Source organism: Candidatus Thalassolituus haligoni (assembly GCF_041222825.1).
Taxonomy (GTDB): domain Bacteria; phylum Pseudomonadota; class Gammaproteobacteria; order Pseudomonadales; family Oceanobacteraceae; genus Oceanobacter; species Oceanobacter antarcticus.
This window is the reverse complement of sequence record NZ_CP139482.1, coordinates 1665701-1689130: the sequence shown is the minus strand read 5'-3', so window position 1 is coordinate 1689130 and position 23430 is coordinate 1665701. Positions and strand designations below refer to the sequence as shown.

The 23430-nt window shown below is 54.8% G+C and carries 20 protein-coding genes; 11 read left to right on the top strand and 9 right to left on the bottom strand.

From position 1 onward, the window contains the following. The first annotated feature begins 115 nt into the window (after positions 1-115). Positions 116-2080: a methyl-accepting chemotaxis protein gene (locus tag SOJ49_RS07625; RefSeq protein ID WP_369857634.1), complete on the top strand. Its 1965-nt coding sequence runs from the start codon at positions 116-118 to the stop codon at positions 2078-2080. 100 nt (positions 2081-2180) lie between these two features. Here the strand turns inward: SOJ49_RS07625 and SOJ49_RS07620 are convergent, their stop codons facing one another. From SOJ49_RS07620 to SOJ49_RS07590, 7 genes are all read right to left on the bottom strand, one after another. Further along, positions 2181-4193 (bottom strand): alpha/beta hydrolase family protein, encoded by a 2013-nt coding sequence (locus SOJ49_RS07620; protein WP_369857633.1) that lies wholly within the window; start codon positions 4191-4193, stop codon positions 2181-2183. Then, the gene (gene pqqE, locus SOJ49_RS07615) at positions 4190-5386 is read right to left on the bottom strand and encodes a pyrroloquinoline quinone biosynthesis protein PqqE (protein ID WP_369857632.1); all 1197 of its coding nucleotides are present in this window, start codon (positions 5384-5386) and stop codon (positions 4190-4192) included. The genes SOJ49_RS07620 and pqqE overlap by 4 nt, the downstream gene beginning before the upstream one ends. Continuing rightward, entirely contained in the window at positions 5358-5630 is a 273-nt protein-coding gene (pqqD, locus tag SOJ49_RS07610) for a pyrroloquinoline quinone biosynthesis peptide chaperone PqqD (RefSeq protein ID WP_369857631.1), read from the bottom strand. The genes pqqE and pqqD overlap by 29 nt, the downstream gene beginning before the upstream one ends. Further along, a complete protein-coding gene (gene pqqC / locus SOJ49_RS07605) occupies positions 5627-6406 on the bottom strand; it encodes a pyrroloquinoline-quinone synthase PqqC (RefSeq protein WP_369857630.1) in 780 nt (259 codons plus the stop codon). Before pqqC ends, pqqD begins: the two co-directional genes overlap by 4 nt. 177 nt (positions 6407-6583) lie before the next feature. Then, positions 6584-7498 carry a pyrroloquinoline quinone biosynthesis protein PqqB gene (gene pqqB / locus SOJ49_RS07600; RefSeq protein ID WP_369857629.1) on the bottom strand — a complete coding sequence of 305 codons (915 nt, stop codon included), beginning with the start codon at positions 7496-7498 and terminating at the stop codon, positions 6584-6586. Between the two features lie 227 nt (positions 7499-7725). Then, positions 7726-7797, bottom strand: coding sequence for a pyrroloquinoline quinone precursor peptide PqqA (gene pqqA, locus SOJ49_RS07595; RefSeq protein ID WP_283171941.1), 72 nt, complete (start codon positions 7795-7797; stop codon positions 7726-7728). A gap of 314 nt (positions 7798-8111) precedes the next feature. Beyond that, the gene (locus SOJ49_RS07590) at positions 8112-9068 is read right to left on the bottom strand and encodes a LysR family transcriptional regulator (protein ID WP_369857628.1); all 957 of its coding nucleotides are present in this window, start codon (positions 9066-9068) and stop codon (positions 8112-8114) included. Between the two features lie 189 nt (positions 9069-9257). Between SOJ49_RS07590 and SOJ49_RS07585 the strand changes: the two genes are divergently transcribed. From SOJ49_RS07585 to fabF, 9 genes are all read left to right on the top strand, one after another. Further along, positions 9258-10424: an MFS transporter gene (locus SOJ49_RS07585; protein WP_369857627.1), complete on the top strand. Its 1167-nt coding sequence runs from the start codon at positions 9258-9260 to the stop codon at positions 10422-10424. A gap of 236 nt (positions 10425-10660) precedes the next feature. Further along, positions 10661-11761 carry a spermidine/putrescine ABC transporter ATP-binding protein PotA gene (gene potA, locus SOJ49_RS07580; RefSeq protein WP_369857626.1) on the top strand — a complete coding sequence of 367 codons (1101 nt, stop codon included), beginning with the start codon at positions 10661-10663 and terminating at the stop codon, positions 11759-11761. A 16-nt stretch (positions 11762-11777) separates the two neighbouring features. Continuing rightward, the gene (gene potB, locus SOJ49_RS07575) at positions 11778-12647 is read left to right on the top strand and encodes a spermidine/putrescine ABC transporter permease PotB (RefSeq protein WP_369857625.1); all 870 of its coding nucleotides are present in this window, start codon (positions 11778-11780) and stop codon (positions 12645-12647) included. Further along, entirely contained in the window at positions 12631-13416 is a 786-nt protein-coding gene (gene potC / locus SOJ49_RS07570) for a spermidine/putrescine ABC transporter permease PotC (protein ID WP_369857624.1), read from the top strand. The genes potB and potC overlap by 17 nt, the downstream gene beginning before the upstream one ends. Next, a complete protein-coding gene (locus tag SOJ49_RS07565; RefSeq protein WP_369857623.1) occupies positions 13416-14465 on the top strand; it encodes an extracellular solute-binding protein in 1050 nt (349 codons plus the stop codon). Before potC ends, SOJ49_RS07565 begins: the two co-directional genes overlap by 1 nt. A gap of 59 nt (positions 14466-14524) precedes the next feature. Continuing rightward, positions 14525-15139: a TetR/AcrR family transcriptional regulator gene (locus tag SOJ49_RS07560; RefSeq protein ID WP_369857622.1), complete on the top strand. Its 615-nt coding sequence runs from the start codon at positions 14525-14527 to the stop codon at positions 15137-15139. 561 nt (positions 15140-15700) lie between these two features. Next, a complete protein-coding gene (locus SOJ49_RS07555) occupies positions 15701-16801 on the top strand; it encodes an efflux RND transporter periplasmic adaptor subunit (protein WP_369857621.1) in 1101 nt (366 codons plus the stop codon). Next, complete coding sequence (locus tag SOJ49_RS07550; protein WP_369857620.1) at positions 16798-19878, top strand: efflux RND transporter permease subunit; 3081 nt, start codon at positions 16798-16800, stop codon at positions 19876-19878. Before SOJ49_RS07555 ends, SOJ49_RS07550 begins: the two co-directional genes overlap by 4 nt. Positions 19879-20028: 150 nt before the next feature. Further along, on the top strand, positions 20029-21321 hold the full coding sequence (fabF, locus tag SOJ49_RS07545) for a beta-ketoacyl-ACP synthase II (protein WP_369857619.1): 1293 nt from the start codon (positions 20029-20031) through the stop codon (positions 21319-21321). Between the two features lie 48 nt (positions 21322-21369). Here fabF and SOJ49_RS07540 read toward each other — a convergent pair whose 3' ends face one another. Further along, complete coding sequence (locus tag SOJ49_RS07540) at positions 21370-21567, bottom strand: CPXCG motif-containing cysteine-rich protein (protein WP_369857618.1); 198 nt, start codon at positions 21565-21567, stop codon at positions 21370-21372. Between the two features lie 10 nt (positions 21568-21577). Continuing rightward, entirely contained in the window at positions 21578-22378 is an 801-nt protein-coding gene (locus SOJ49_RS07535) for a helix-turn-helix domain-containing protein (RefSeq protein WP_369857617.1), read from the bottom strand. A 63-nt stretch (positions 22379-22441) separates the two neighbouring features. Between SOJ49_RS07535 and SOJ49_RS07530 the strand changes: the two genes are divergently transcribed. Further along, on the top strand, positions 22442-23428 hold the full coding sequence (locus SOJ49_RS07530; RefSeq protein ID WP_369857616.1) for a zinc-binding alcohol dehydrogenase family protein: 987 nt from the start codon (positions 22442-22444) through the stop codon (positions 23426-23428). Positions 23429-23430 lie beyond the last annotated feature (2 nt).

The window sequence follows — 23430 nt, the reverse complement described above, 5'->3', positions numbered from 1 at the left end:
GTAACTTAACCATCAGCGGATACACAACGTCCGATTCGTGACTACACTGAAATACGAAATAACTGACCAAACGACCTTGTGTTGTTGAGCCATCAGACCATCGTGCGAGGTAGTAATGAACGCCCCAGTTGAAACCAGCAAAAACCGGCTGTTTACCAAAATTGTTATCGCTGCTGTTATCTGCTTTGGCGTTGCCATGGCGGTACTGATTTTTATAGCCACCGGCCTGGCCAGTAATGTCCTGGAAGCACGCGCGCATGCCAGCATTCAGCACACGGTGAAGGACAAAGCCGGACAAATTGATGTGGTGCTGCAGAAACAATTACAAATCAGCCAGATCATCGCCAATGCACCCGCAGTCGTCGACTACGCTGCAGGTTTCGCTGACACCGGTCAGCAAGACCAGCAACTGCATGACCAATTACGCCGTTATCTTGGCAAGGTTATGACTGATGGCGCCGGTGTTTATGAAAACGTCTTTATCATGCTCAACGACTACACACTTGGTGTTGATGGCATTGGCGGTAAATCCGAAGGCTTTTCAAGAGCGAATGAAGATGTCGATGCTCGTACCCTGTTATCGGATGACGTCTCAATTGGTCATACCCTGCTTTCCCCGGTGACCGGCCGTCCTGTGTTAATGATTACAGCACCGGTCAAAAACCGTTCCGGCAAGGTAGTCGGCACGCTGAATACTCCGATCGATCTGCAAAATATCGCTTCCCGGCTAATCAATGATGACAGTGAAAGTAATAATTTCCTGCTGGATAGCCATGGACTGGTGCTGTCATCTGAAAATAAAAACCATTTTCTCAAACTCGACTTTTCCAAAGATGCTCACCTGCAAGACTACTTCAGTCAGATTCAATCCGGCCGTAATGCCACCGGCCACTTCCAGCTTGAAGGGATTGATTATATTGCCAATCACCAGGCTTTTAACGATGGCAAACTGATTCTGGTTGCCGCCCTGCCAGTGTCGGAATACACCGCACCGCTGATCAGTTTACGCCAACAAATGATGACGACGGCAATCATCTGTACCGTCGTTGGTGCACTGGTGCTGGTATTGCTGGTCTATGCGATCACCCGGCCACTGTTACAGCGTTTGACCACTGCCATGCAAGCGGCAGAACGTATTGCTCAGGGAGATTTAAGCCAGGACATCCAGGCCAGTGGCAACGATGAAGGAGGACGACTACTCAGTGCCCTGGGCCGGATGCAGAACGACTTGCGTCATACCGTGAGCCAGATCATGACTTCCTCCAAAGCACTGACAGGTACGGCCACCGAACTGACTCGTCAGGCCAATACCTCCAGCAACTCCTTGCAAAAACAGCATACCGATCTCGATCAGGCAGCGGTTGCGCTGTCAGAAATGGCCAGTGCGTTTCAGGAAGTTGCCAGCAATGCCGCCTTGGCTGCAGATGCCTCGGTCGACGGAGCAGAACAGTCACGAGCCGGACAGGCCAGCGTCAACAGTATTGTCAGTGCCATTACCGGGCTGACCAGCGAGACCGAAGCCACCGCCGAAATGATGACCACTCTGGCGGGTCAGCTGGGCAAAATCGGCACCGTACTGGATGTTATTCGAGCCATTGCCGAACAAACCAATCTGCTGGCGCTGAACGCCGCGATTGAGTCAGCCCGGGCCGGAGAAAGTGGCCGGGGATTCGCCGTTGTCGCTGACGAAGTTCGCTCATTAGCGCATCGTACCGAAGCCTCGACACGAGAAATCTCCACCATTATCAGCGAAGTGCAGAATGGCAGTGACAAGGCAATGAACGCAATGAACAGCAGCAATCTCAGTGTCAAACAGGCGCTGGATATATCGCGCAAGTCCGGCGAAGCCCTCGATCAGATTGCCACGGTCATCAGCCAGATCAACGATCGTAACCTCAATATTGCCAGTGCGACAGAAGAGCAATCCAGTATGGCGCGGGAAGTCAACGAGCGGTTGAGTAACGTGCGTAATGCTGCCGACCAGACCGTCAGCAGTGCGGAACAAACCCGTTCCTCCTGTGAAAACCTCAACCAGCTGGCCAGCGAACTCGACAAGATGGTAAACCGCTTCCGGGTCTGACTCTCAACGTCCCGTCACAACCACAACCACAGCCACAGCCACAGCCAGCGGGAGCGTGCACAACCCTCCCGCTGGCGGTTAGCGATCCAAACAGACGGCTTTAAACAGAAGCCGCCGCCAGTAATTGATCATAAAAGGCGAACTCCCGCTGCAACACAACCGTACGGTTTTGCGCTTGCCGGAAACCATGGCCCTCCTCATCAAACAACACGTACTCGGTTGTTACCGCCCGCCCCTGCAAGGCATCAAACAACTGGCGGGTTTGTTGTGGCGGCACCACCCGATCCCGGCGGCCCTGAAAGAAAATCACCGGCAGCTGGAAATCATCCAGCTGGAAAATCGGCGAACGCTGCCGATAATACTCGGCAGCGGTTTCAGGATCACCGATCAGCCAAGACAGATAATGTGATTCGAACTTGTGGGTATGCTCATTCAACAAGGCCAGATCACTGATCCCGTAAAGGCTTGCGCCACCGCCAATCCCGGCCGCTGCCGCCCGCGAGTCTGACAACACCCGCAATACCGTATAACCACCGGCACTGTTGCCACGCACCAGTATTCTGCCCGGTAGCGCCCAGCCCTGAGCCAGCGCGTACTGGCAAGCCACCAGCACATCCTCCACATCCAGCAGCCCCCATTGCCCTGCCAGACGTTGGCGATAACGCCGACCAAAACCACTGCTACCGCGATAGTTCAGCGTTAACAGACCAAAACCTCGATCGCACCAGAACTGCTTTTGCGGATCAAAACTGCTGTCGGCCATCGAAGTCGGCCCTCCATGCAACTGAATAATCAGTGCCGGTTGATGAGCGTCCGAATATTCTGCTGTCGGCGGGTAATACCAACCGAACAGCGCTTGCTCTGCCGGTTCAAACGCTGTCATACAAGTCATGACACAAGGCTGGGGACGGGTAATCACAGCAGGCATAACCCCGACATCCAGCCTTGCATGACATAACGCTGAATCACGCCCTGATTGAAGCGACAGATCCCAGCTCACCAACTGCGATGCCGAGTCCCAACGTTCCTGCAAGGCGTAATAACGCCCGCTCTGTGCATTCCAACACAGGCCATGGTAGCGGGCAGCCGCAGAGTCATTGGGTGACAGACGCTCAAACATACCGGATTGAGGATTCAGCCAGCCGATGCCCGCTTGGCCCTGTTGGAAAAAACTGGCCACCACGCCTGCGGCACCGGCAACCCAGTGACGCAAACCCAATTGCCACTGAGCCGTCGCAAACTCTGCCGCCAGCTGGAACACCGGCTCCAACGACGATTCAGAAAGATAACGGTATAAATTCCAATAAGAATCCGCCTCCTGCTGCCCAGGTGACAGCATGCCTGCTGATTGATCCGAGACAACCCATAACTCACCGTTGGCCAAAAAGCCTGGCTGACATAACGAGACCTCGGTTTGTCCCGGAGTGGCGGCGGTGACCAGCGACTGAAGCTGCCCTGCGGCATCCAGCTCCGCCAGTTGCAACGTTGTCGATCGCCAAGGTTGATGAGGATGATTCCAGCATAACCAGGCCAGCGCACAACCATCTTCTGCTAGCGCCGGACTGGAATAAAAATCCCACCCTTCTGCCAGTAGCTGGCGTTGCGGTACGGCGAGTGGTTGAGAGAGCAGCGGTATTTGCTGCGTTTGCTGCGTGGTCAGGCTCAGCGCCACCAGCCGATTGACCGGCTCCGGCGCAGGCCCGGAATGATCTTCTTCGACCGCCAGTACCCGCTGGTGAATAGCATCCCACACCAGGTCGCCATACCGGCAACCCTGGCGATGAAACAGGCGTTCAGGAGCCGACACCGCCGCCAGACCATTGGAGAGATCCACTCGATACAACGCCTGATCGGCTTCATTAACAAAAATCAGCCCATTCGCAAACAGGCACCAGCTACCGCCGCCGTATTCATGTGCCCGGCTGCGGGCAGAAAATCCTGTTGGTGTAACAACACTGGGGTCTAACGGCTGTGTGGTTGCTGTCGCCACCAGCACCCGGTTAACAGCCGTGACCGGATCAAATTCCAGCCAGCCAAGCCAGCCACCGGCACTGCGCAGTTCAGCCCATTGCTTCCCTTGAGCCGCAGCCTGCTGGGCGCTGATGGCGGTCATTCGCTGCGAGCAATAATATCAAGTGCCATCCGCTGATTACGGGTATTACGGGCCAGCAATGGCGATTGTGGTGCAACCCCTGCTGCCAGCTGCTCGGCCTCGTTGCGTGCCGCCACAATTTTGCTGTGGTGCTCCGACTTGCTGCACACCGGATCGGCATTGGCGGCATCACCGGTCAATTTGAATGCCTGACAGCGGCAACCACCAAAGTCCTTTTCTTTTTCATCGCAAGAGCGGCACGGCTCCTTCATCCATTCGTAACCGCGAAAGTGATTAAAACCGGTGGAGCGATACCAGATGTCGGCCAGTGATTCGTCTTTGACGTTGGGGAACTGAATCGGCAATTCCCGAGCACTGTGACAGGGCAAGGCGGTGCCATCCGGGGCAATAGTGAGGAAGATATTACCCCAGCCGTTCATGCAGCCTTTTGGCCGTTCTTCATAATAATCCGGGGTCACAAAAATCAATTTCGGGCCTTTGCCATTTAATTGATCCCGGTACTGATTGGTAATGGCTTCGGCTTTGATTAACTGTGTTTTGGTGGGCAGCAAGTGAGCACGATTGATAAACGCCCAACCGTAGTACTGGGCAATGGCCAGTTCAACGAAGTCAGCCTGCAACTCGATCGACAGTTCGATGATCTTGTCGATTTGCTCGATATTGTCGCGGTGAATCACGAAGTTAAGCACCATCGGATAGCCTTGGGCTTTTACTTCCTTGGCCATCGCCAGCTTCTGCGCGAACGCCTTCTGACTACCGGCTAACTGGTTGTTGAGCTCTTCGGTGCTGGCCTGAAAACTGACCTGAATATGATCCAGCCCCGCCGCCTTGAAATCAGACACCCGGCGGTCGTCCATGCCCAGCCCGGAGGTGATCAGGTTGGTGTAATAACCCATGTTGCGCGCTTCACGAATCAGCACTTCCAGGTCACGACGTAGCAAGGGTTCACCGCCAGAAAATCCCAGCTGGGCCGCGCCCATCTTGCGGCCCTGCTCAAACACACTGAGCCACTGATCGGTGGTGAGCTCTGCGCCACTGCCGGTCAGATCAAGCGGATTGGAGCAGTAACTGCATTGTAATGGACACTTGTACGTCAACTCAGCCAGCAGCCAGAACGGTCGTCCGGCACCGTGAGGGTTATCCGCCGAAGGCTGAATAACCGGGTTAGCCAAAGGTGATCCAGTTGTGCTCATGGGCGACTCCGAGAAATTCAATGATATCGGCACTCAGGTCACCGGCTTCCGGGAACTTCTGTTCCAGCAGCGCAATAATATCGGCCCCGGAACGTGTGCCATCCACCAGCGCCATGATTTCTCCGGCACTGCCATTCAGTTGCACCATGCCTTCCGGGTACAGCAGGACGTGTGACTGCTGGCTTTCTTCCCATTGCATCCGGTACAAGCGGTTCAGTAGCGGTATCTGCTCGGCGGTGATCATCGATAAGCCCCGTGGTGATAACGCACCGGGTTGCCCATACCGTCGGCTTCGATATTGTGGTACGGCGCCCGGTTTTGATAATAAGCCATGGTCATGGCATCCAGCATGGTCCAGAGAATATCCAGCTTGAACTGCAGAATATCCAGCGCCCGCTCCTGCTCCTGACGGGTCACAAAATGATCCAGCGTCACCCGCAAGCCATGCTGCACATCGCGCCGTGCTTCACTCAAGCGACCACGAAAATACTGCAAACCCTGCATATCGATCCAGGGGTAATTTTGGGGCCAGGTATCCAGTCGTGACTGATGAATTTCCGGGGCAAACATCTCGGTTAACGAGGAGCAGGCGGCTTCTTGCCAGCTTGAGCGACGAGCAAAATTCACATAGGCATCAACAGCAAACCGCACCCCCGGTAGCACCAGCTCCTGTGACAGCATGGTATCGCGATCGATTCCGACCGCTTCGCCCAGCATCAACCAGGCTTCAATACCACCATGGGCGCCGTCGTAACCGTCGTGATCGAGAATACGCTGCACCCACTGACGGCGCTCATCCCGGTCGCGGCAGTTGGCCAGCACATTGGCGTCTTTTACCGGAATATTAATCTGATAGTAAAAACGATTGGCGACCCAGCCACGAATTTGCGCTTCGTTGCATTCGCCGTTGTGCATCGCCTGATGATAAGGGTGGTGAATATGGTACAGCGCCCCTTTGGCGCGCAGGCGTTGTTCAAATTCTTCGCGTGACCAGGGCGGGTTACGGTGGTGTTCTGTCATGCTGTGTCTCCACCTCAAAGAGGTTACTGATGGGGATATTGTTATTGTTCTGCGCTTCCCCTCACACCGGCACCTCAAGGGGGACATCCATTTAATCCGGTGCCCGCTCTGGGCTTGCGGATGGTTTCGAATCACGAAGCCGGTGGTTGTTTGTTATTTTTTAATGCCCAACGCCCGTTAGATATCGATTTCCATACCATCGAAGGAAATCTCAACCCCCTGTGCCTCGACGATGGCGCGTTGCTCCGACTCTTCGTTCAAAATCGGATTGGTGTTGTTAATGTGAATCAACACTTTGCGAGCATCCGGGTAATTTGCCAGCACCTCCAGCATACCGCCGTCGCCCGACTGGGCCAGGTGACCCATCATCTGGCCGGTCGACTGGCTCAAGCCCATATTGATCATTTCGTCATCCGTCCACAGCGTGCCGTCCACCAGCAGGCAATCGGCCTTTGCCATCCAGGGCAACAGGTGATCTTCAATAACGCCCAGCCCCGGCGCATAAAACAGCGTGCCCCCGGTGGTCGTGTCTTCAATAAAAATACCGATATTGTCGCCCGGCATGGGGTTGCCACGGCGTGGCGAGTACGGCGGTGCATTGCTGTCGAGCGGCATGGCGGTGATTGTTAATGCTTCCATACCGGGTATCGAGAACGAACGGCCATCCAGCGGAATCTCATGATGCGCCGGACCGCCGTTCCACTTTGTCAGCATGCTGAACAATGGAAACCCGCTGCTGAGGTCTTCGTGCACCGGCGCGGTGGTGTATACATCCAGCGGCAGACCTTCCCGCAACATCAACAGACCGGTGCTGTGGTCAATCTGACCATCCATCAGCACAATCGCGTGGATACCGGTATCACGATCCTGACGCGCAGGCTGCAACGGCGTAAAGGACGCCAGCTGGGCACGAATATCCGGCGAGGTATTAAACAGCAACCAGCGTTCGCCATCGGCAGAAACACAAATAGAAGACTGGGTGCGGGCGGTGGCCTTGATGGTGCCGTCTCGATAGCCCTTGCAGTTAACGCAGTTACAGTTCCACTGCGGGAAGCCGCCACCGGCAGCGGAGCCGAGTACGTGAATTTTCATAGAATGGCCTGTTATCGGTTGTTCTAATTATTGTTTTGCTGGTACGCACAGCCGCTGTTGATCGCTGGAGATTCGGTTGCTCTTACAGCTGCAAAAAGACCGTCAGCAGTTGCAAAAATGCCCGGGAATAGCAACTACGCCCAGGCATTTAAAGGAACACACGGTTCCACCTTTCGGGTTTCAGGCATTGGCAGAGAGATGAACCGATGCCTGTATCCCCTCAAGGCTTAACGGTGGCTGAAGTACATGGTGACTTCGAAGCCAATACGCAGATCGTTGTAGGCTGGTTTAGTCCACATAGTTGTTTCCTCTTATTGTTATGAAACAGGTTTATTCCTGCTCCCTGAACAGCTTCCCAAAGCATCTGTGAGTGAACCAGAACACCTTGGGTCTATGGATACACACCGTAGGTCTTACACCCATTGAATGGGGAAACCCGGTTGTGAACACCACCAGCCTTCAGGCCGCCAAAATGATTGGCACTGCCGTTACTGATGATGATAGATCCAGTTTCTTCCACTCGCCGAATTCTTTAAAGGCTACTTTAGCGCCCTGAATATAGGCCCAAAGTATTGGTTTTAACCCACTGGTCACGACGATGGAAATCTGGTTGTCATCGTAAGGCGTGTACTCCCCGGTGTGTCCTGCTACCGGTCTCGGCTTTGGATGGCGGTGGGCAGAGTTTTTCCACCAGAAAGTCGACAAACACCCGTACTCGGGCGGGCATGTTGGCTCCCCCAACAAACACTGCATGTATGTCTTCAAAGTCTCGGGGGTTAAATGCTTCCAATAACGGCACCAGCTCCCCTTTCGCCAATTCTTGTTGAATATGAAATAAACCAACCCGAGTAATGCCCACCCCTTGCAATGCCAATTGCACCAAGGTTTCACCGTTGTTCGCCTGAATATTGCCACTCACCGGTAACATGGCGTACTCATTGTTCTGGCGGAATGGCCACCCCGGTTCAATCCGCCGGAAGCTGAAATCAAGGCAATTGTGATGCACCAGCTCGGTCGGCGTTTGTGGTGTTCCTTCACGCTCAAGATACTCCGGTGACGCCACCACCATACGACCAGTTGCTCCCAAGCGGCGGGCCGTCAGTGGGCTGTCGGCCAACGCGCCAAACCGAATCGCTACATCGGCCTGTCCCGCCAGCACATCGGATATTTCATCACTCAACTGCATGTCCACCAAGATATCCGGGTAGCGACGGCTGAACTCCTGCAACAAGGGCACAATCACCATACGTCCATGCGCCATGGCCGAACTGACCCTGACCCGGCCTGTGGGTCTGGCTCGGTCGGCAATGGCCGACTCGGTATGATCCAGATCGGCCAAAATTCGCCGGGCCGCCAAGGCGTAGTCTTCGCCTTCACGGGTTAATCGCAAGCTGCGCGTGGTGCGTACCATCAACTGCACCCGCAAGCGTTTTTCTATTCTCGACACCACTCGGCTCACCGCCGATGGCGTCAGCCCCAACTCTCGGGCCGCACCACTGAGCGACCCGGCACAGGCCACCGCCAAGAAAATCGCCATATCTCCGGTACGATCGGTTCTACCCAACTCCATGATGCGCCTCCTGTGTCGTTAATGTGTGTGTTTATCTGTGTGTTTTGGCGTGTTCGTGGTACTGAAGCAGCAGCAGAATATTAAGCCAACTTGTGATTCTTACGCACAGCTGCCTGACCGACAAGCGATCTATTCAGGGCTACAGCATGCCACTATATTGCCGAAAGCATAAATACGGGAGCTTTAGCAATGAAACTGAATACGCCACTACTGGCACTGGCCCTTGGCGCCTTCGCCATTGGCGTGACCGAATTTTCCCCGATGGGTATGTTGTCGGTGATCGCCAGGGATCTGGATGTCAGCATTCCCAGCGCCGGAATGCTGATCAGCGCCTACGCCTTTGGTGTGGTGATTGGTGCTCCGATCATGACCCTCGGGTTCGCCAGCATGTCACGACGGCGGCTGTTAATGCTGTCGATGAGCATATTCACTCTGGGTAACCTGGTTTCTGCTCTTTCCGACAGTTACACCACGCTGCTGATTGGCCGCATTATTACTTCGTTTAATCACGGTGCCTTCTTTGGTGTCGGTGCTGTGGTGGCAACCCAGCTGGTGCCCGCCGACAAACGAGCCAGTGCTGTAGCGGCGGTATTCTCCGGCCTGACCATTGCCAATATCGGCGGCGTGCCACTGGCCACCTGGGTGGGCGAAACCATCGGTTGGCGTAGCGCCTTTTTGGGTATGACAGCACTCGGCTTGATTACTCTGGTGGCCCTACGTGTTTCATTACCGAAGCTGGCTCTGGATGGCCAAACCAGCATGGCGGATGAAATCAAGGTGTTGAAGCGTGGATCGGTGTTATTTGCGCTACTACTAACGGTGGTGGGGGCCAGCTCGATGTTTACGGTGTTCAGCTATATATCGCCGATTTTACTGGACGAAACCCACGCCAGTAGCCTGTTTGTTACCTGTATGCTGGTGTTGTATGGCGTCGGGCTGGCCGTGGGTAACTATCTGTCTGGCCGGTTTGCCGACCGTAACCTCAGTGGTGCGCTGATTGTCTGCCTGGTCGCAACCATTCTGTTGCTGGTTGTGTTTGCCGCGACGATGCAATCTGCGCTGATCGTCGCCCCGGTGATTTTCCTCTGGGGGATTTCAAGCTTTGCCATTGTACCTCCCTTACAGGCGTTAGTGGTGCGCGAAGCTCATGATGCCCCCAACCTGGCTTCGGCCATGAACATTGGGGCTTTTAATCTGGGTAATGCTTTCGGTGCCGCGCTGGGTGGTGGCGTGATTCACCTGGGTTTGGGCCTGCCTGCTGTCGCACTGGCCGGTGCTGGCACATCCGCTGTCGGACTGGTGTTGGTACTGCTGTTTCAGCAGAGCAAGAAAAAAGCGCAGCTGGCCGCAGCCTGAAGCGACCCGGTCTAAAACGATGAATTTTCTATTAAAAAAACGCCGTATTGCATACCGGTCTGCCGCTGTCTATAGTCCCGTCTCCGTGACCGTAGACGCCACCCAAGCAGCGCTTTGTCCCATCAATACGCTATCCGCAACGGCCTTTCCAACCAATTCGGAATCACGGATGTATTCATCACGAAACTGCATTATGGTTGCTGAAAATTCATCGTTTATCATTCGGGAGAGCTGGCGTGAGTGCTTCTTCGTTTCTGTCGTTGAACAAGGTCACCAAACGCTTTCAGACCCAGGAAGTGCTGACCGGGTTTGACCTCACCATTGAGGATGGCGAGTTCTTTACCATCCTTGGCCCCTCCGGTTGCGGCAAAACCACGGTGCTGCGACTGATTGCCGGTTTTGAAACACCGGATGAAGGTCAGGTTATTCTTGATGGTCAGGACATCAGCCAGCTTGATGCAGAAAAGCGCCCGACCAATACCGTATTCCAGAGCTACGCCCTGTTCCCCCATATGACGGTGTTCGACAACGTCGCCTTCGGCTTGAAAATGGCTGGCACCGACAAGGCAGACATCCTCTCACGGGTGAGCGACGCCCTCACAGTTGTACAGCTGTCCGGTTTTGAGCAACGCAAACCTCACCAGTTGTCTGGCGGTCAAAAACAGCGGGTCGCCATCGCCCGTGCCATCGTCAATCGCCCCAAAGTACTGCTGCTCGACGAGTCACTGTCGGCACTGGATTACAAGCTGCGCCAGCAAATGCAGATCGAACTGAAGCGCATCCAGCGTCAGCTGGGCATCACTTTTATCTATGTCACCCACGATCAGGAAGAAGCCTTGTCGATGTCCGACCGGGTGTTAGTCATGAATAATGGCCAACCCCAACAAGTCGGCACGCCACGAGAAATTTACGAATCGCCGGTCAACCTGTTTGTGGCGCGCTTTATCGGTGAAATCAATGTATTTGATGGCCGTATCACCCAATGCCTGGACGACTACGAATACATGGCCGAAATCCACGGCAAGGAATGGAAAATCATTGCCAACCAGCGACTGGTTGCCAACGAAGCGGTGCACGTACTGCTGCGCCCGGAAGATCTGCGTATTGAGTACATAGAAGACGCCGACGAACGCCCCGGCTTTTTTGGCAGCGTGGTGGAACGTAACTACACCGGCAAAACCCTCGACTCCGTGATCAAGCTGGACAACGGCCATACCTTGGTCGCCAGTGAATTTTTTGATGAAGACGACCCGGATTTTGACTACAACATTCAGCAAAAAGTCTGGGTCAACTGGGTGCATGGCTGGGAACACGTGATCAGGGCCGATGGCCTCTGAACGGCGGGAGAACAAAATGCTGAAGCACATCAATTTCCGCCGGGTTGTTATTGGCCTGACACTTGGTTGGCTGGGACTGTTTGTCCTGCTACCCCACCTGATGGTGATACTGACCAGCGTTTTCACCACCGATTCCGAGCATTTTGCCGTCTGGCCCATCACCTTCGACAATTACCGTCAGGTGATGGATCCAATCTACGCCGGAGTATTCCTGGACAGCCTGGTGTTGTCGGGTATCACCACGCTGATCTGCCTCGCTGTCGGCTACCCGTTCGCGTTTTTGTTATCCCGCATGACCACCACCGTCCGGGCCTTGTTACTGTTTATGATGGTGGTGCCCTTCTGGACCAACAGCCTGATCCGGATTTACGCCATCAAAATGCTGCTGGGTAAAAAAGGTCTGTTTAATACCCTGCTGGTGGGCAGTGGTATCATCGACCAGCCCATGCAACTGATTTACACCGACTTCGCGGTGATATTCGGGCTGGTGTATATTCTGCTGCCTTTTATGGTGTTGCCACTGATGGCCAGCTTCGACAAACTCGACCCCGCGTTAATTGAAGCCGGACGTGATCTCGGAGCCGGTGCCCGCCAGCGTTTTGTGCAAATTATTCTGCCACTCACCATGCCCGGCGTCATTGCGGGCTGTTTGATTGTCTTCTTGCCTGCCATGGGCATGTTTTATGTCGCCGATCTGCTTGGTGGTGCCAAAAGCCTGCTGCTTGGCAACGTCATCAAAAACCAGTTTCTGGTGGCACGTGACTGGCCCTTTGGTTCGGCCTTCAGCGTCTTCCTGATTGTCTTAATGGGTTTGTTGCTGTGGTTGTACTTCAAAGCCAACCAGTACGTCCAACGCAAGGGAGGCATGGATGACCAGAATCTCTAACACCGGCGTCTGCAAATGGCTGTTTATCGGATTGGTCTTTCTGTATTTGTACCTGCCGATGGCGGTGCTGGTGAGCAACTCGTTTAACCAGTCCCGCTACGGTTACACCTGGTCCGGCTTTTCATTCAAGTGGTATGAAAAACTCTGGCACAACGACGCCATGATGCAGGCGTTCGGCCACTCGCTGTTAATTGCCATGCTGGCCGCCAGTGCCGCCACTCTGCTTGGCACCCTGATGGCGCTGGCCATCCACCGCTACCGGTTCCCGTTGAAAGCCTCCGCCAGCAGCCTGTTATTTGTGTTGATGATGTCGCCCGATATTGTCCTGGCCATTACCTTTCTGATTATTTTTATCGCCTTGGGAGTCCAGCTCGGGTTCTGGTCGTTGCTGATTGCCCATATCACTTTCTGTCTGCCGTTTGTGGTGATCACCGTTTACGCCCAGATGAAAAGTCTCGATCCCAATATTCTCGAAGCCGCGCAAGACCTCGGTGCCAGCGAAGCACGTATTTTTAAAGTGATCATTGTGCCACTCATGGCACCGGCCATCTTGGCGGGCTGGCTGTTGAGCTTTACCTTGTCGCTGGATGACGTAATTATCAGCTCATTTGTTACCGGCCCCGGCTTTGAAATCTTACCAATCCGTATTTTTTCGATGGTAAAAGTGGGCGTATCGCCCGAAGTCAATGCATTGGCTACCCTGCTACTGGTGATGTCGCTGGTACTGGTTGCCGTAATATCCTCTCTCATTAAAAGGCAGAAATCTTGATGACAATGACCTCTGTATTTCGTTTTGCGTCCACCACCGTGGCGGCATTGATGGTGGCGATGTCTGCCAGCGCAGCTGACAAGGTCGTGGTGTATAACTGGACCGAGTACATCCCGGAAGGCGTACTGCAAGAGTTCACCGCAGCAACCGGCATCGAGGTGGAATACAACACTTATGAAAGCAACGAGGTGATGTATTCCAAAATCAAGATCCAGAATGCCACTGGCTATGACGTCATCGTGCCATCTGCCTACTACATTTCCCGCATGGCCAAAGAAGGCCTGCTGGCAGACATCGACAAAAGCCAACTCAGCAACTTCAAACACCTCGACACCACCCTGCTGAACAAGCCTTACGACCCCGGCAACCAATACAGTGTGCCTTACACTTGGGGCAGCACCGGTATTGGCATCGACACGGCAACGATCGACAAGAACAGCATCAGCAGCTGGAAAGACCTCTGGGATCCAAAATGGAAAGGCAGCCTGCTGCTGACCGATGACGTGCGGGAAGTATTCCAGATGGCACTGGCCATCAACGGCCACTCCGCCAACACCCGCGATCCGGCTGAAATAAAACAGGCTTACGAACTGTTGAAGAAGCTGATGCCCAATGTGCTGGTATTCAACTCTGACGCCCCACGCGAGCCTTATCTGGCAGGCGACGTCAGCCTCGGTATGATCTGGAACGGCGAAGTGATCATGGCGCAGGAAGACATGCCAGAAATGGACTACATCTACCCGTCCGAAGGCGTGATTCTGTGGGTCGACAGCTTCGCCATTCCCGCCAACGCGGAACATAAGGACGCCGCCCTCAAGTTCATCAACTTTATGCTGCGCCCTGACATTGCGGCCCGTACCGTGGATTACATCGGCTACGCCACCCCCAACAAGGATGCGCTGGCGCTGCTCGACGAAGAAACCCGTAGCAACCCGATTATTTTCCCATCACAGGAAATCATCAGCCATGGTGAATTCCAGGAAGATGTCGGTGAAGCAGCCAATGCGTTGTTTAACCAGTACTGGGAAGCATTAAAAACCGGGATGTAGCTGGATTGCTCTAAACCGGTCACTATTACGTTCCAGATTATTCGAACCAAGTTGTAGCAATGACTGAATCCAGACACGAACCACCCCTGCGGGGGCCTTCGGAACACAGCATCCGCGATCAGATTGTGGAGGCGGCCACAGAACACTTCGGACACTATGGTTATGAAAAAACCACCGTGTCCGATCTGGCCAAAGCCATTGGTTACTCCAAGGCTTATATCTACAAGTTCTTCGACTCCAAGCAGGCGATCGGAGAAGTCATATGTGCCAATCGACTCGCTGAACTGATGCAAGTTGTCGACGCTGAAACAGCGGATGCGCCCAACGCTTCTGAGACTCTGAGGCGTCTTTTTCTGGCGCTGGTCAACGGCGGCAGCAACCTGTTTTTCCATGACCGTAAACTCTACGACATTGCTGCTGTCTCCTCGCGGGAGCATTGGCCATCGGCTCAGCAGCACTGTGAGCACCTGCGCTTACTCATCCAGCGAATCATTCGTGAAGGGCGCGAGTCGGGTGAGTTTGAAACCAAAACGCCACTGGACGAAGTCGCCGATGGCATCTACCTGATCATGCGGCCATACGCCAATCCGGTGCAATTACAACACAACCTGGAACAGGCACCAGAAGCGGCAGACCTGCTGTCGACACTGATATTACGAAGCCTGGCACCTTAGGTGTTTTTGGTGCCCTGATGGAATGGTGTGTTCTGCTCTCTCGTATTTCTGTTCCCTTTATCGGTAACAGTCATTCTTCACCGAGGCTTGTTCATGGCCCCATGCGGTTAAACCTGCAGCGGTTAAATCTGCAACCGGTGCACATTCACGTAAGCCGCTAAAAGATGGCGGACAATAAATCAACGAATGGGGCTAGGGGACGTTCTCAATTGGTCAATCGGATCTGCTGAGAGCCCGTTGGCTTCAGAACAAGGCATGAGGAGTGCCTCCTGTGTTTAATAAACAGGGCGAGCTCAATAAGCGACGAATAACACCGTTCTGGAGTCAACTGGCCTCAGCCCGAAGGGTTATGGTTAAAAATCCATCATGCGGTGTTGTTGAACTTGAAAAGGGCTCACCATTCTCTGCGTTCAACGCCTTGCCTGATGGATTTTTTCTCCATCACAGGACGCGTTAACTAATTGAGAACGCCCCTTGGTATTCACCACTCTGTGACCATTGACTTTTTTGGTCACAGGAAACAGGATTGGCGCTTGTTCTGTTTATCAAACAAGGGAATCCATGTTTCCACATCCATCCACTCTTATCGCCGCTGGTTTGTTGTCTCTCATGCTGGAAGCGTGTGGAGGCTCTACTGCCATTGAAGATCCCCGTAATAAGCCCCTGCTAGTCAAAGCCGCTACCGTTCAGCAGGCGTCCGATAGCTCGCGCTCTTTCAGCGGCGTTGTCGCCGCGCGCGTGCAAGCTGAACTGAGCTTTCGTGTCTCTGGCAAGGTGCTGGAACGCTTGGTCGATACCGGACAAACGGTCAAACGTGGCCAGCCACTGATGCGGCTCGACCCGATAGACCTTGGCTTGCAAGCGCAAGTACAACAACAATCTGTCGCCGCAGCTCATGCCTTGGCCAGACAAACCGCACTCGAGGAAACACGTTATCGCGACCTGATCGACACCGGAGCCGTTTCGGTATCGGCCTATGAACAGATCAAGGCCGCAGCGGCTACTGCCAAGGCTAATCTCAGCGCCGCAGAAGCCCAGGCGATGGTTTCCAGCCATGCCTCTGGCTATAGCACTCTGGTGGCAGATGCCGATGGGGTTGTGGTGCAGACCTTGGCCGAACCCGGACAAGTCGTCAGTGCCGGACAATCCGTGGTTCGACTGGCACAGGCCGGGCAGCGGGAGGCCATCATTCATCTGCCAGAGACCCTGCGTCCAAACGTAGGATCGGTCGCTCAGGCAACCCAGTATGGCAACCCGATTGCCCCTGTCAGAGCGACACTGCGCTTACTTTCCGACGCTGCCGACCCCGTCACCCGCACCTTCGAAGCACGGTATGTACTGGAGGGAGATCTGTCTGCTGCACCGCTCGGCGCAACCGTTACCCTGCAAATCACCGCAGGCCCAACGCCAACCCGGAGTTTACAAGTACCCATCGCGGCCGTTTATGACTTTGGCAAAGGCACCGGCGTATGGGTCATCGCTGGCACTCCGGCAACAGTGACCTGGCGACCAGTCCAGCTGCAGGGCTTGGGCTACGAGCTGGCCAAGGTCACAGGCAATCTCCAGCCTGGAGAACAGATCGTGGCACTGGGCGCACAGCTGCTGCGAGATGGAGAAAAAGTCAGACTGGCACAACAGGACAGTGTTGAGGAACGGCTATGAGCCAGCCGCGTTTTAATTTGTCTGCGCTTGCCGTTCAAGAGCGCTCCATTACCCTGTTTCTGATCATCCTGATCTTTATTGCTGGCACACTGTCGTTCTTCAAGCTGGGACGGGCAGAAGATCCCCCCTTTACCGTCAAACAGATGACCGTGATCACGGTATGGCCGGGTGCTACAGCGCAAGAAATGCAAGATCAGGTGGCCGAGCCGCTGGAAAAACGGCTGCAAGAACTGACCTGGTACGACCGTTCAGAAACCTACACCCGTCCCGGCATGGCCTTTACGACCCTGTCATTACTCGACAACACACCGCCAGCAAAAGTGCAGGACGAGTTTTACCAGGCCCGCAAGAAGCTTGGCGATGAAACCAGAAATTTGCCCGCAGGCGTCATCGGGCCGATGATTAATGACGAATATTCTGATGTGACTTTTGCCCTCTTTGCTTTAAAAGCCAAAGGCGAACCGCAGCGGTTATTGGTCCGTAATGCCGAATCATTGCGCCAACGGTTGTTACACGTCCCTGGCGTGAAAAAGGTCAATATTCTTGGCGAGCAACAGGAACGTATCTTTGTCTCCTTTTCTCATGAGCGGCTGGCCACCTTGGGGGTCTCACCGCAGGACATTTTTTCAACACTGAACAGCCAGAACATGCTGACCCCTGCAGGCGCGATCGAATCCACCGGCCCGCAGATTTTGCTGCGTCTGGAAGGCGCTTTTGATGAGCTGCAGAAAATCCGTGACACACCAATTGCCGCGCATGGGCGAACCCTGAAGCTGTCCGACGTGGCCACGGTCGAGCGTGGTTATGAAGATCCGGCAACGTTTATTGTCCGTAACGACGGCGAACCCGTGCTGCTCCTCGGCATCGTGATGCGCGAAGGCTGGAATGGCCTGGATCTGGGCAAGGCGCTCGACACCGAGACGGCCAGAATCAACGCCGATATGCCGCTGGGTATGACACTGAGCAAGGTAACGGATCAATCGGTAAACATCCGCTCAGCCGTAAACGAGTTTATGGTCAAGTTCTTTGTCGCACTGCTGGTGGTGATGGTGGTTTGCTTCATCAGCATGGGTTGGCGGGCAGGCATTGTCGTCGCGGCGGCTGTTCCACTGACCCTGGCGGTGGTGTTTCTGGTCATGGCGGCCACCGGTAAGAACTTCGACCGTATTACCCTGGGGTCACTGATTCTGGCGCTGGGTCTGCTGGTCGACGATGCCATTATTGCGATCGAAATCATGGTGGTCAAAATGGAGGAAGGCTTCAGCCGTATAGCGGCGTCGGCCTACGCCTGGAGCAGCACAGCAGCCCCGATGCTCTCTGGCACCCTGGTGACAGCGATCGGCTTTATGCCTAACGGCTTTGCCCAATCGACCGCCGGTGAGTACACCAGCAATATGTTTTGGGTTGTCGGTATCGCCCTGATCGCTTCCTGGGTGGTGGCGGTGGTGTTCACCCCCTATCTCGGTGTCAATCTGCTAGCAGAGCACCGATCTGTCACAGGCAGCCACACAGCCCTGTATGACACCCCCCGTTATAACCGTTTTCGCCGCGCACTGGAGCAGGTTATTGCTTATAAATGGCTGGTGGTTGGTGTCGTCATTGCCTCGTTTATAGCCGCCGTGCTTGGTCTGGGCAGCGTCAATAAACAGTTCTTCCCAACGTCCGACCGGCCAGAGGTTCTGATCGAAGTACAGCTGCCTTACGGCACGTCGATAAAACAGACCAGCGCCACCACTGCCAAAATAGAAGCCTGGCTGCAACAGCAGGACGAAGCCAAAATTGTCACTTCGTACATCGGCCAAGGTGCCCCGCGCTTTTATCTGGCAATGGCACCGGAGCTGCCCGACCCTTCGTTCGCTAAAATTGTCGTGCTGACCGACAGTCAGGAAAAACGCGATGCACTCAAGTTGCGTATGCGTGAGGCGGTTGCTGCCGGATTGGCACCCGCAGCACAGGTGCGGGTTACCCAGCTGGTATTTGGGCCGTATTCGCCATACCCCGTGGCTTATCGGGTGATGGGACCGGATCCGTCCAGACTAGGTGAAATTGCATCTCAGGTAGACGCTGTGATGCAAGCGAATCCGATGATGAGAACCGTCAATAGCGACTGGGGATCACGGCTTCCTACGCTGCATTTTTCACTCGACCAGGATCGTATCCAGGCAATGGGTCTCACCTCCCAAGCCATCGCCCAACAACTGCAATTTTTGCTCTCCGGAGTAGCCATCACCAGCGTCCGCGAAGGCATTCGTTCCGTCGAGGTCATTGGCCGTGCCGCAAGCGACATACGTAACGATGCGGAGAAAATAACCAACGTCACACTGATAGGCTCCGCCGGTCAGCGCATCCCACTGTCCCAGGTTGGCGAAGTCAGCGTGCGTATGGAAGATGCCGTTTTACGCCGCCGTGATCGCACACCAACCATCACGGTACGTGGTGATATTGCTGACGGCCTGCAGCCGCCCGACGTCTCCAAGGTAATCACCAAAGAGTTACAAACCATCATCGATCACCTCCCGACCGGGTATCGGATTGAGCAAGCGGGTGCGATTGAGGAATCAGGCAAGGCCAGTCAGGCCATGTTGCCGCTGTTTCCGATCATGATTGCCATGATGCTGCTGTTTATCATCCTGCAAGTACGCTCCATCTCCGCGATGACCATGGTGTTCCTCACCGCACCACTGGGCTTGATTGGCGTCGTACCGACACTGCTGCTGTTCCAACAGCCGTTCGGCATTAACGCCCTGGTCGGCTTGATCGCGCTATCGGGCATTCTGATGCGTAATACCCTGATCCTGATTGGACAAATTCAGCACAATGAACGCAAGGGATTGAGTCAGTTCCACGCCGTGATCGAAGCGACCGTTCAGCGTTCTCGCCCGGTGCTGCTCACCGCGCTGGCGGCGATTCTGGCTTTTATCCCACTCACGCACTCCGTGTTCTGGGGAACGCTGGCTTACACCCTAATTGGCGGCACCCTTGGCGGCACAATGATGACGTTGGTGTTCTTGCCAGCGCTGTACGCCATCTGGTTCAAGATTCGCCCCGCCAAAACGGCAAAAATACAGCCAATATGAAAGGTAAACGGCCAGTAAAACTTTCTTGTCATTTACTGGTCATCTGCGCTCATCAATCTATTTATAGGGCGTATCTGAAAATGTGCCCTATAAATATTGCGGCATATCATCCCCCGTCAGCGGATGCCGACCGTGACAAAGAGAAATGTAATGATGAATATCAATCGCCAAAAACGAATCGTCGTAACAGGAACCGGTCTTGTCAGCCCGCTGGGCTGCGGTGTTGAAACAGTCTGGCAGCGACTCTTGTCGGGACAGTCTGGTATCCGCAACCTCCCCAGCGAGATTACCGACGGCACCGGTATTACCGTCGGTGCACAAGTACCGACCTACGAGCAAGACAGCGTCGCAGGCTACGACCCGGATCGACTGCTTTCGAGCAGGGATCGCAAGCGGATGGATCGCTTCATCGAGTTTGCACTCATGGCGGCCCACGAAGCGCTGGAACAGGCAGACTGGCATCCAACCGCCGAAACAGACCAGCAACGGACGGCGACCATCATCGCGTCAGGGGTTGGGGGGTTTGGAGCAATTGCGGATGCCATTCGCACCACCGATAATCGGGGGCCACGCAAATTATCACCGTTTACGGCAACCTCCTTTCTCGCCAATATGGCAGCCGGATATGTCTCTATTCAGCATGGATTCAAAGGCCCACTCGGTGCCCCCGTAACCGCTTGTGCGGCGGGTGGGCAAGCCATCGGCGATGCTGCCAGACTGATCCGGAGTGGCGAGGCCGATATCGCCATCTGCGGGGGTACAGAAGCCGCGATTGATCGGGTAACCCTCGGCTGTTTTGCTGCTGCACGAGCGCTGGCCACGGGTTTTGCCGACTCCCCTCAAGAGGCTTCACGCCCTTTCGAACGCAACCGCAACGGTTTTGTTATGGCCGAAGGTGCAGGACTGCTGGTGATTGAATCACTTGAGCACGCCCTCGCCCGTGGCGCGCAACCACTGGCAGAGTTGTCAGGCTATGGCACCAGCGCCGACGCCTATCACCTGACGGCAGGCCCTGAAGACGGTAGCGGTGCGCGACGGGCGATGGAACAGGCGCTGCGACAGGCTGACGTAAACCCCGCCGATGTGCATCACATCAATGCCCACGCGACCTCAACTCAAGTCGGCGACAAGGGCGAACTGGCTGCACTTCGTGCGGTATTCGGCAACGGCTCCGGCGTTGCCATCACCTCCACCAAATCCGCCACGGGTCATCTGTTAGGAGCCGCCGGGGGCATTGAAGCCATCTTTACGGTGCTGGCGCTTCGCGATCAAATCGTGCCGCCTACACTCAACCTAATTCATCCCGATCCGACAGCAGACGGACTGGATCTGGTTGGTCTGCAAGCCCGGAAAATGCCGATGACCTATGCCTTGTCGAATGGGTTTGGTTTTGGCGGCGTAAATGCCAGCGTCCTGTTCCGTCGCTGGCAGCCGGAATCGTAAAGGAATCATCTGATTTAATACTGCACGGCTTTTGCGAGAGAGACTATTTCAAAAGCTGTCATCCGCCGTCAGCACCTGAACGTCGGCTTCACCATCGGCTGGAACCGTCACCACCAGCCGCATGGGCTGGCAGCAGACGCTGCAATCTTCTACGTATTCCTGCTCTGGTGCTGAAAGATCAATCAATATTCCGATCAGTTCGCCACAATAGGGGCAGCCAATTCGTTTTTCTTGCAGTAGGTGCATAAGGGGACTTCTATTTCCATTTACGGTATTCGCCAGGAGTCTTGCCTAACTGTTGGTGAAACATGGCAATAAAAGTAGAAGCCGAATCATAACCCAGGCCAAGGGCAATGGCCGTTATGGAATCACGACTGTCTATCAGGCGTTGCAGTGCAATCTGTAACCTCAGCTGTTGACGCCATTGTTGGAACGTCAGCCGGGTTTGTTTCTGAAACAGCCGTTGCAATGTTCGCTCCGATGCGCCGACTTGAGCGCCCCACTCGGCCAGCGTGCGGCTGTCTTCTGGCTGTTGCTGCAGCTGGTAACAGATTTTGAGAAGCCGTGGATCGTCAGGTAAAGGCAGGAACAGCGGCGCAGGCTTGGCGATGGCAATTTGGTCGCGCAGTGTACGGAATAAACGCCCACAGGGGCTGTGCCATTCGTATTGGATGGGCTGTTGTAATGCCTCCAGAATCAAGGCTCGGAGCAGCAGCGAGATCTCAAGCACCTGACATGCGGTGGGCAACGACACACCGGCTGCTGCGGTGATGTAAATACTGGCGATTTCAGCGCCATTCAGGGTCGAGATTTCATGTGGTTCATCCGGAGGTACCCAGACGGCCCGGTCTGGTGGCAGCAAATAGCGGCCCGACGGTGTAATCACATCCAGTACACCCTGGCCGGAGTAAACCAGCTGTCCCCAACCATGGCTGTGGGCGGGTACAACTGTCTTTGCCGCCAGCTGACGATGCAGCACGCTGATCGGGCGCATGGGCTGGCGACTGGAGGGCGTGAGCAGGGGAACACGCTCCCAGTCTTGGCGGGTTTTCTGCATAAAGTGTCATATTGTCTGGAGTCCGACATTCAGTTTATGGCTAAAGTCCGGGTGATGCTATTTATGTCAGCAATCATCCTGGAGTACTTTGTGAAAGCAGCCATCGTCAATAACTTCAATCAAATGCCGGTATACGGTGTAATTGATGCGCCAGTAGTGGCAGAGAATGAGCAGTTGGTGTTTGTCCATGCCGCCGCAATCAGCCAATTGACAAGGCTGAAAGCTGCCGGCAAGCATTACAGCAGCGGATCCCGCTTGCCCATAGTGCCAGGCGTTGATGGTGTCGGTAAGCTGGCCGATGGTCAGCGGGTATTTTTTGCTTTTCCTGGTGGGCCTATCGGTTCCATGGCGGAGCAGGTCGCCGTCAAAAAAACCTGGTGCGTGCCAGTGCCAGATGCAGTGGATGATGTCACCGCTGCAGCAATTGCCAATCCGGGCATGTCGTCCGTTGCCGCTCTGGAGTGTCGTGCCCATTTTCAACCGGGTGAGGTGGTGCTGATTAATGGCGCAGCCGGTGCCTCCGGTCGACTGGCGATTCAACTTGCCAAACATATGGGCGCTGCAAAAGTGATTGCCACCGCCCGCAATCCACTACAGGAGCCTGAATTACGGGCATTGGGTGCTGACGCCTTTATTTGCCTGCAGCAACCGCCTCAAGAACTGACCACGGCCCTGCGGGATGTGATCGCAGCGTATCGAGTGGATATTGTGCTCGATTATTTATGGGGGGTTCCGGCTGAATGTATTCTGAATGCGGTGTCGCTGATCGCCGTCGGTCATGGACAAAAGCCGCTGCGCTTTGTGAATATTGGCTCACTGGCCGGTACTTCGCTGACGTTGAATGCCGCTGTTTTACGGGCACACAATCTTGAACTGATGGGCAGCGGACTGGGCAGTGTCTCGTACGATGGCTTGATAAACAGCATCGCCAAAGTTCTGCAGTGGGTAGAGCCGGCAGGGTTGTTGATTGCTACTCAATCGATGCCGCTGGAGCAGGTTCATGAAGCATGGCAAATGACAGGGCCAGAGCGGATGGTGCTGACGTTGTAGCC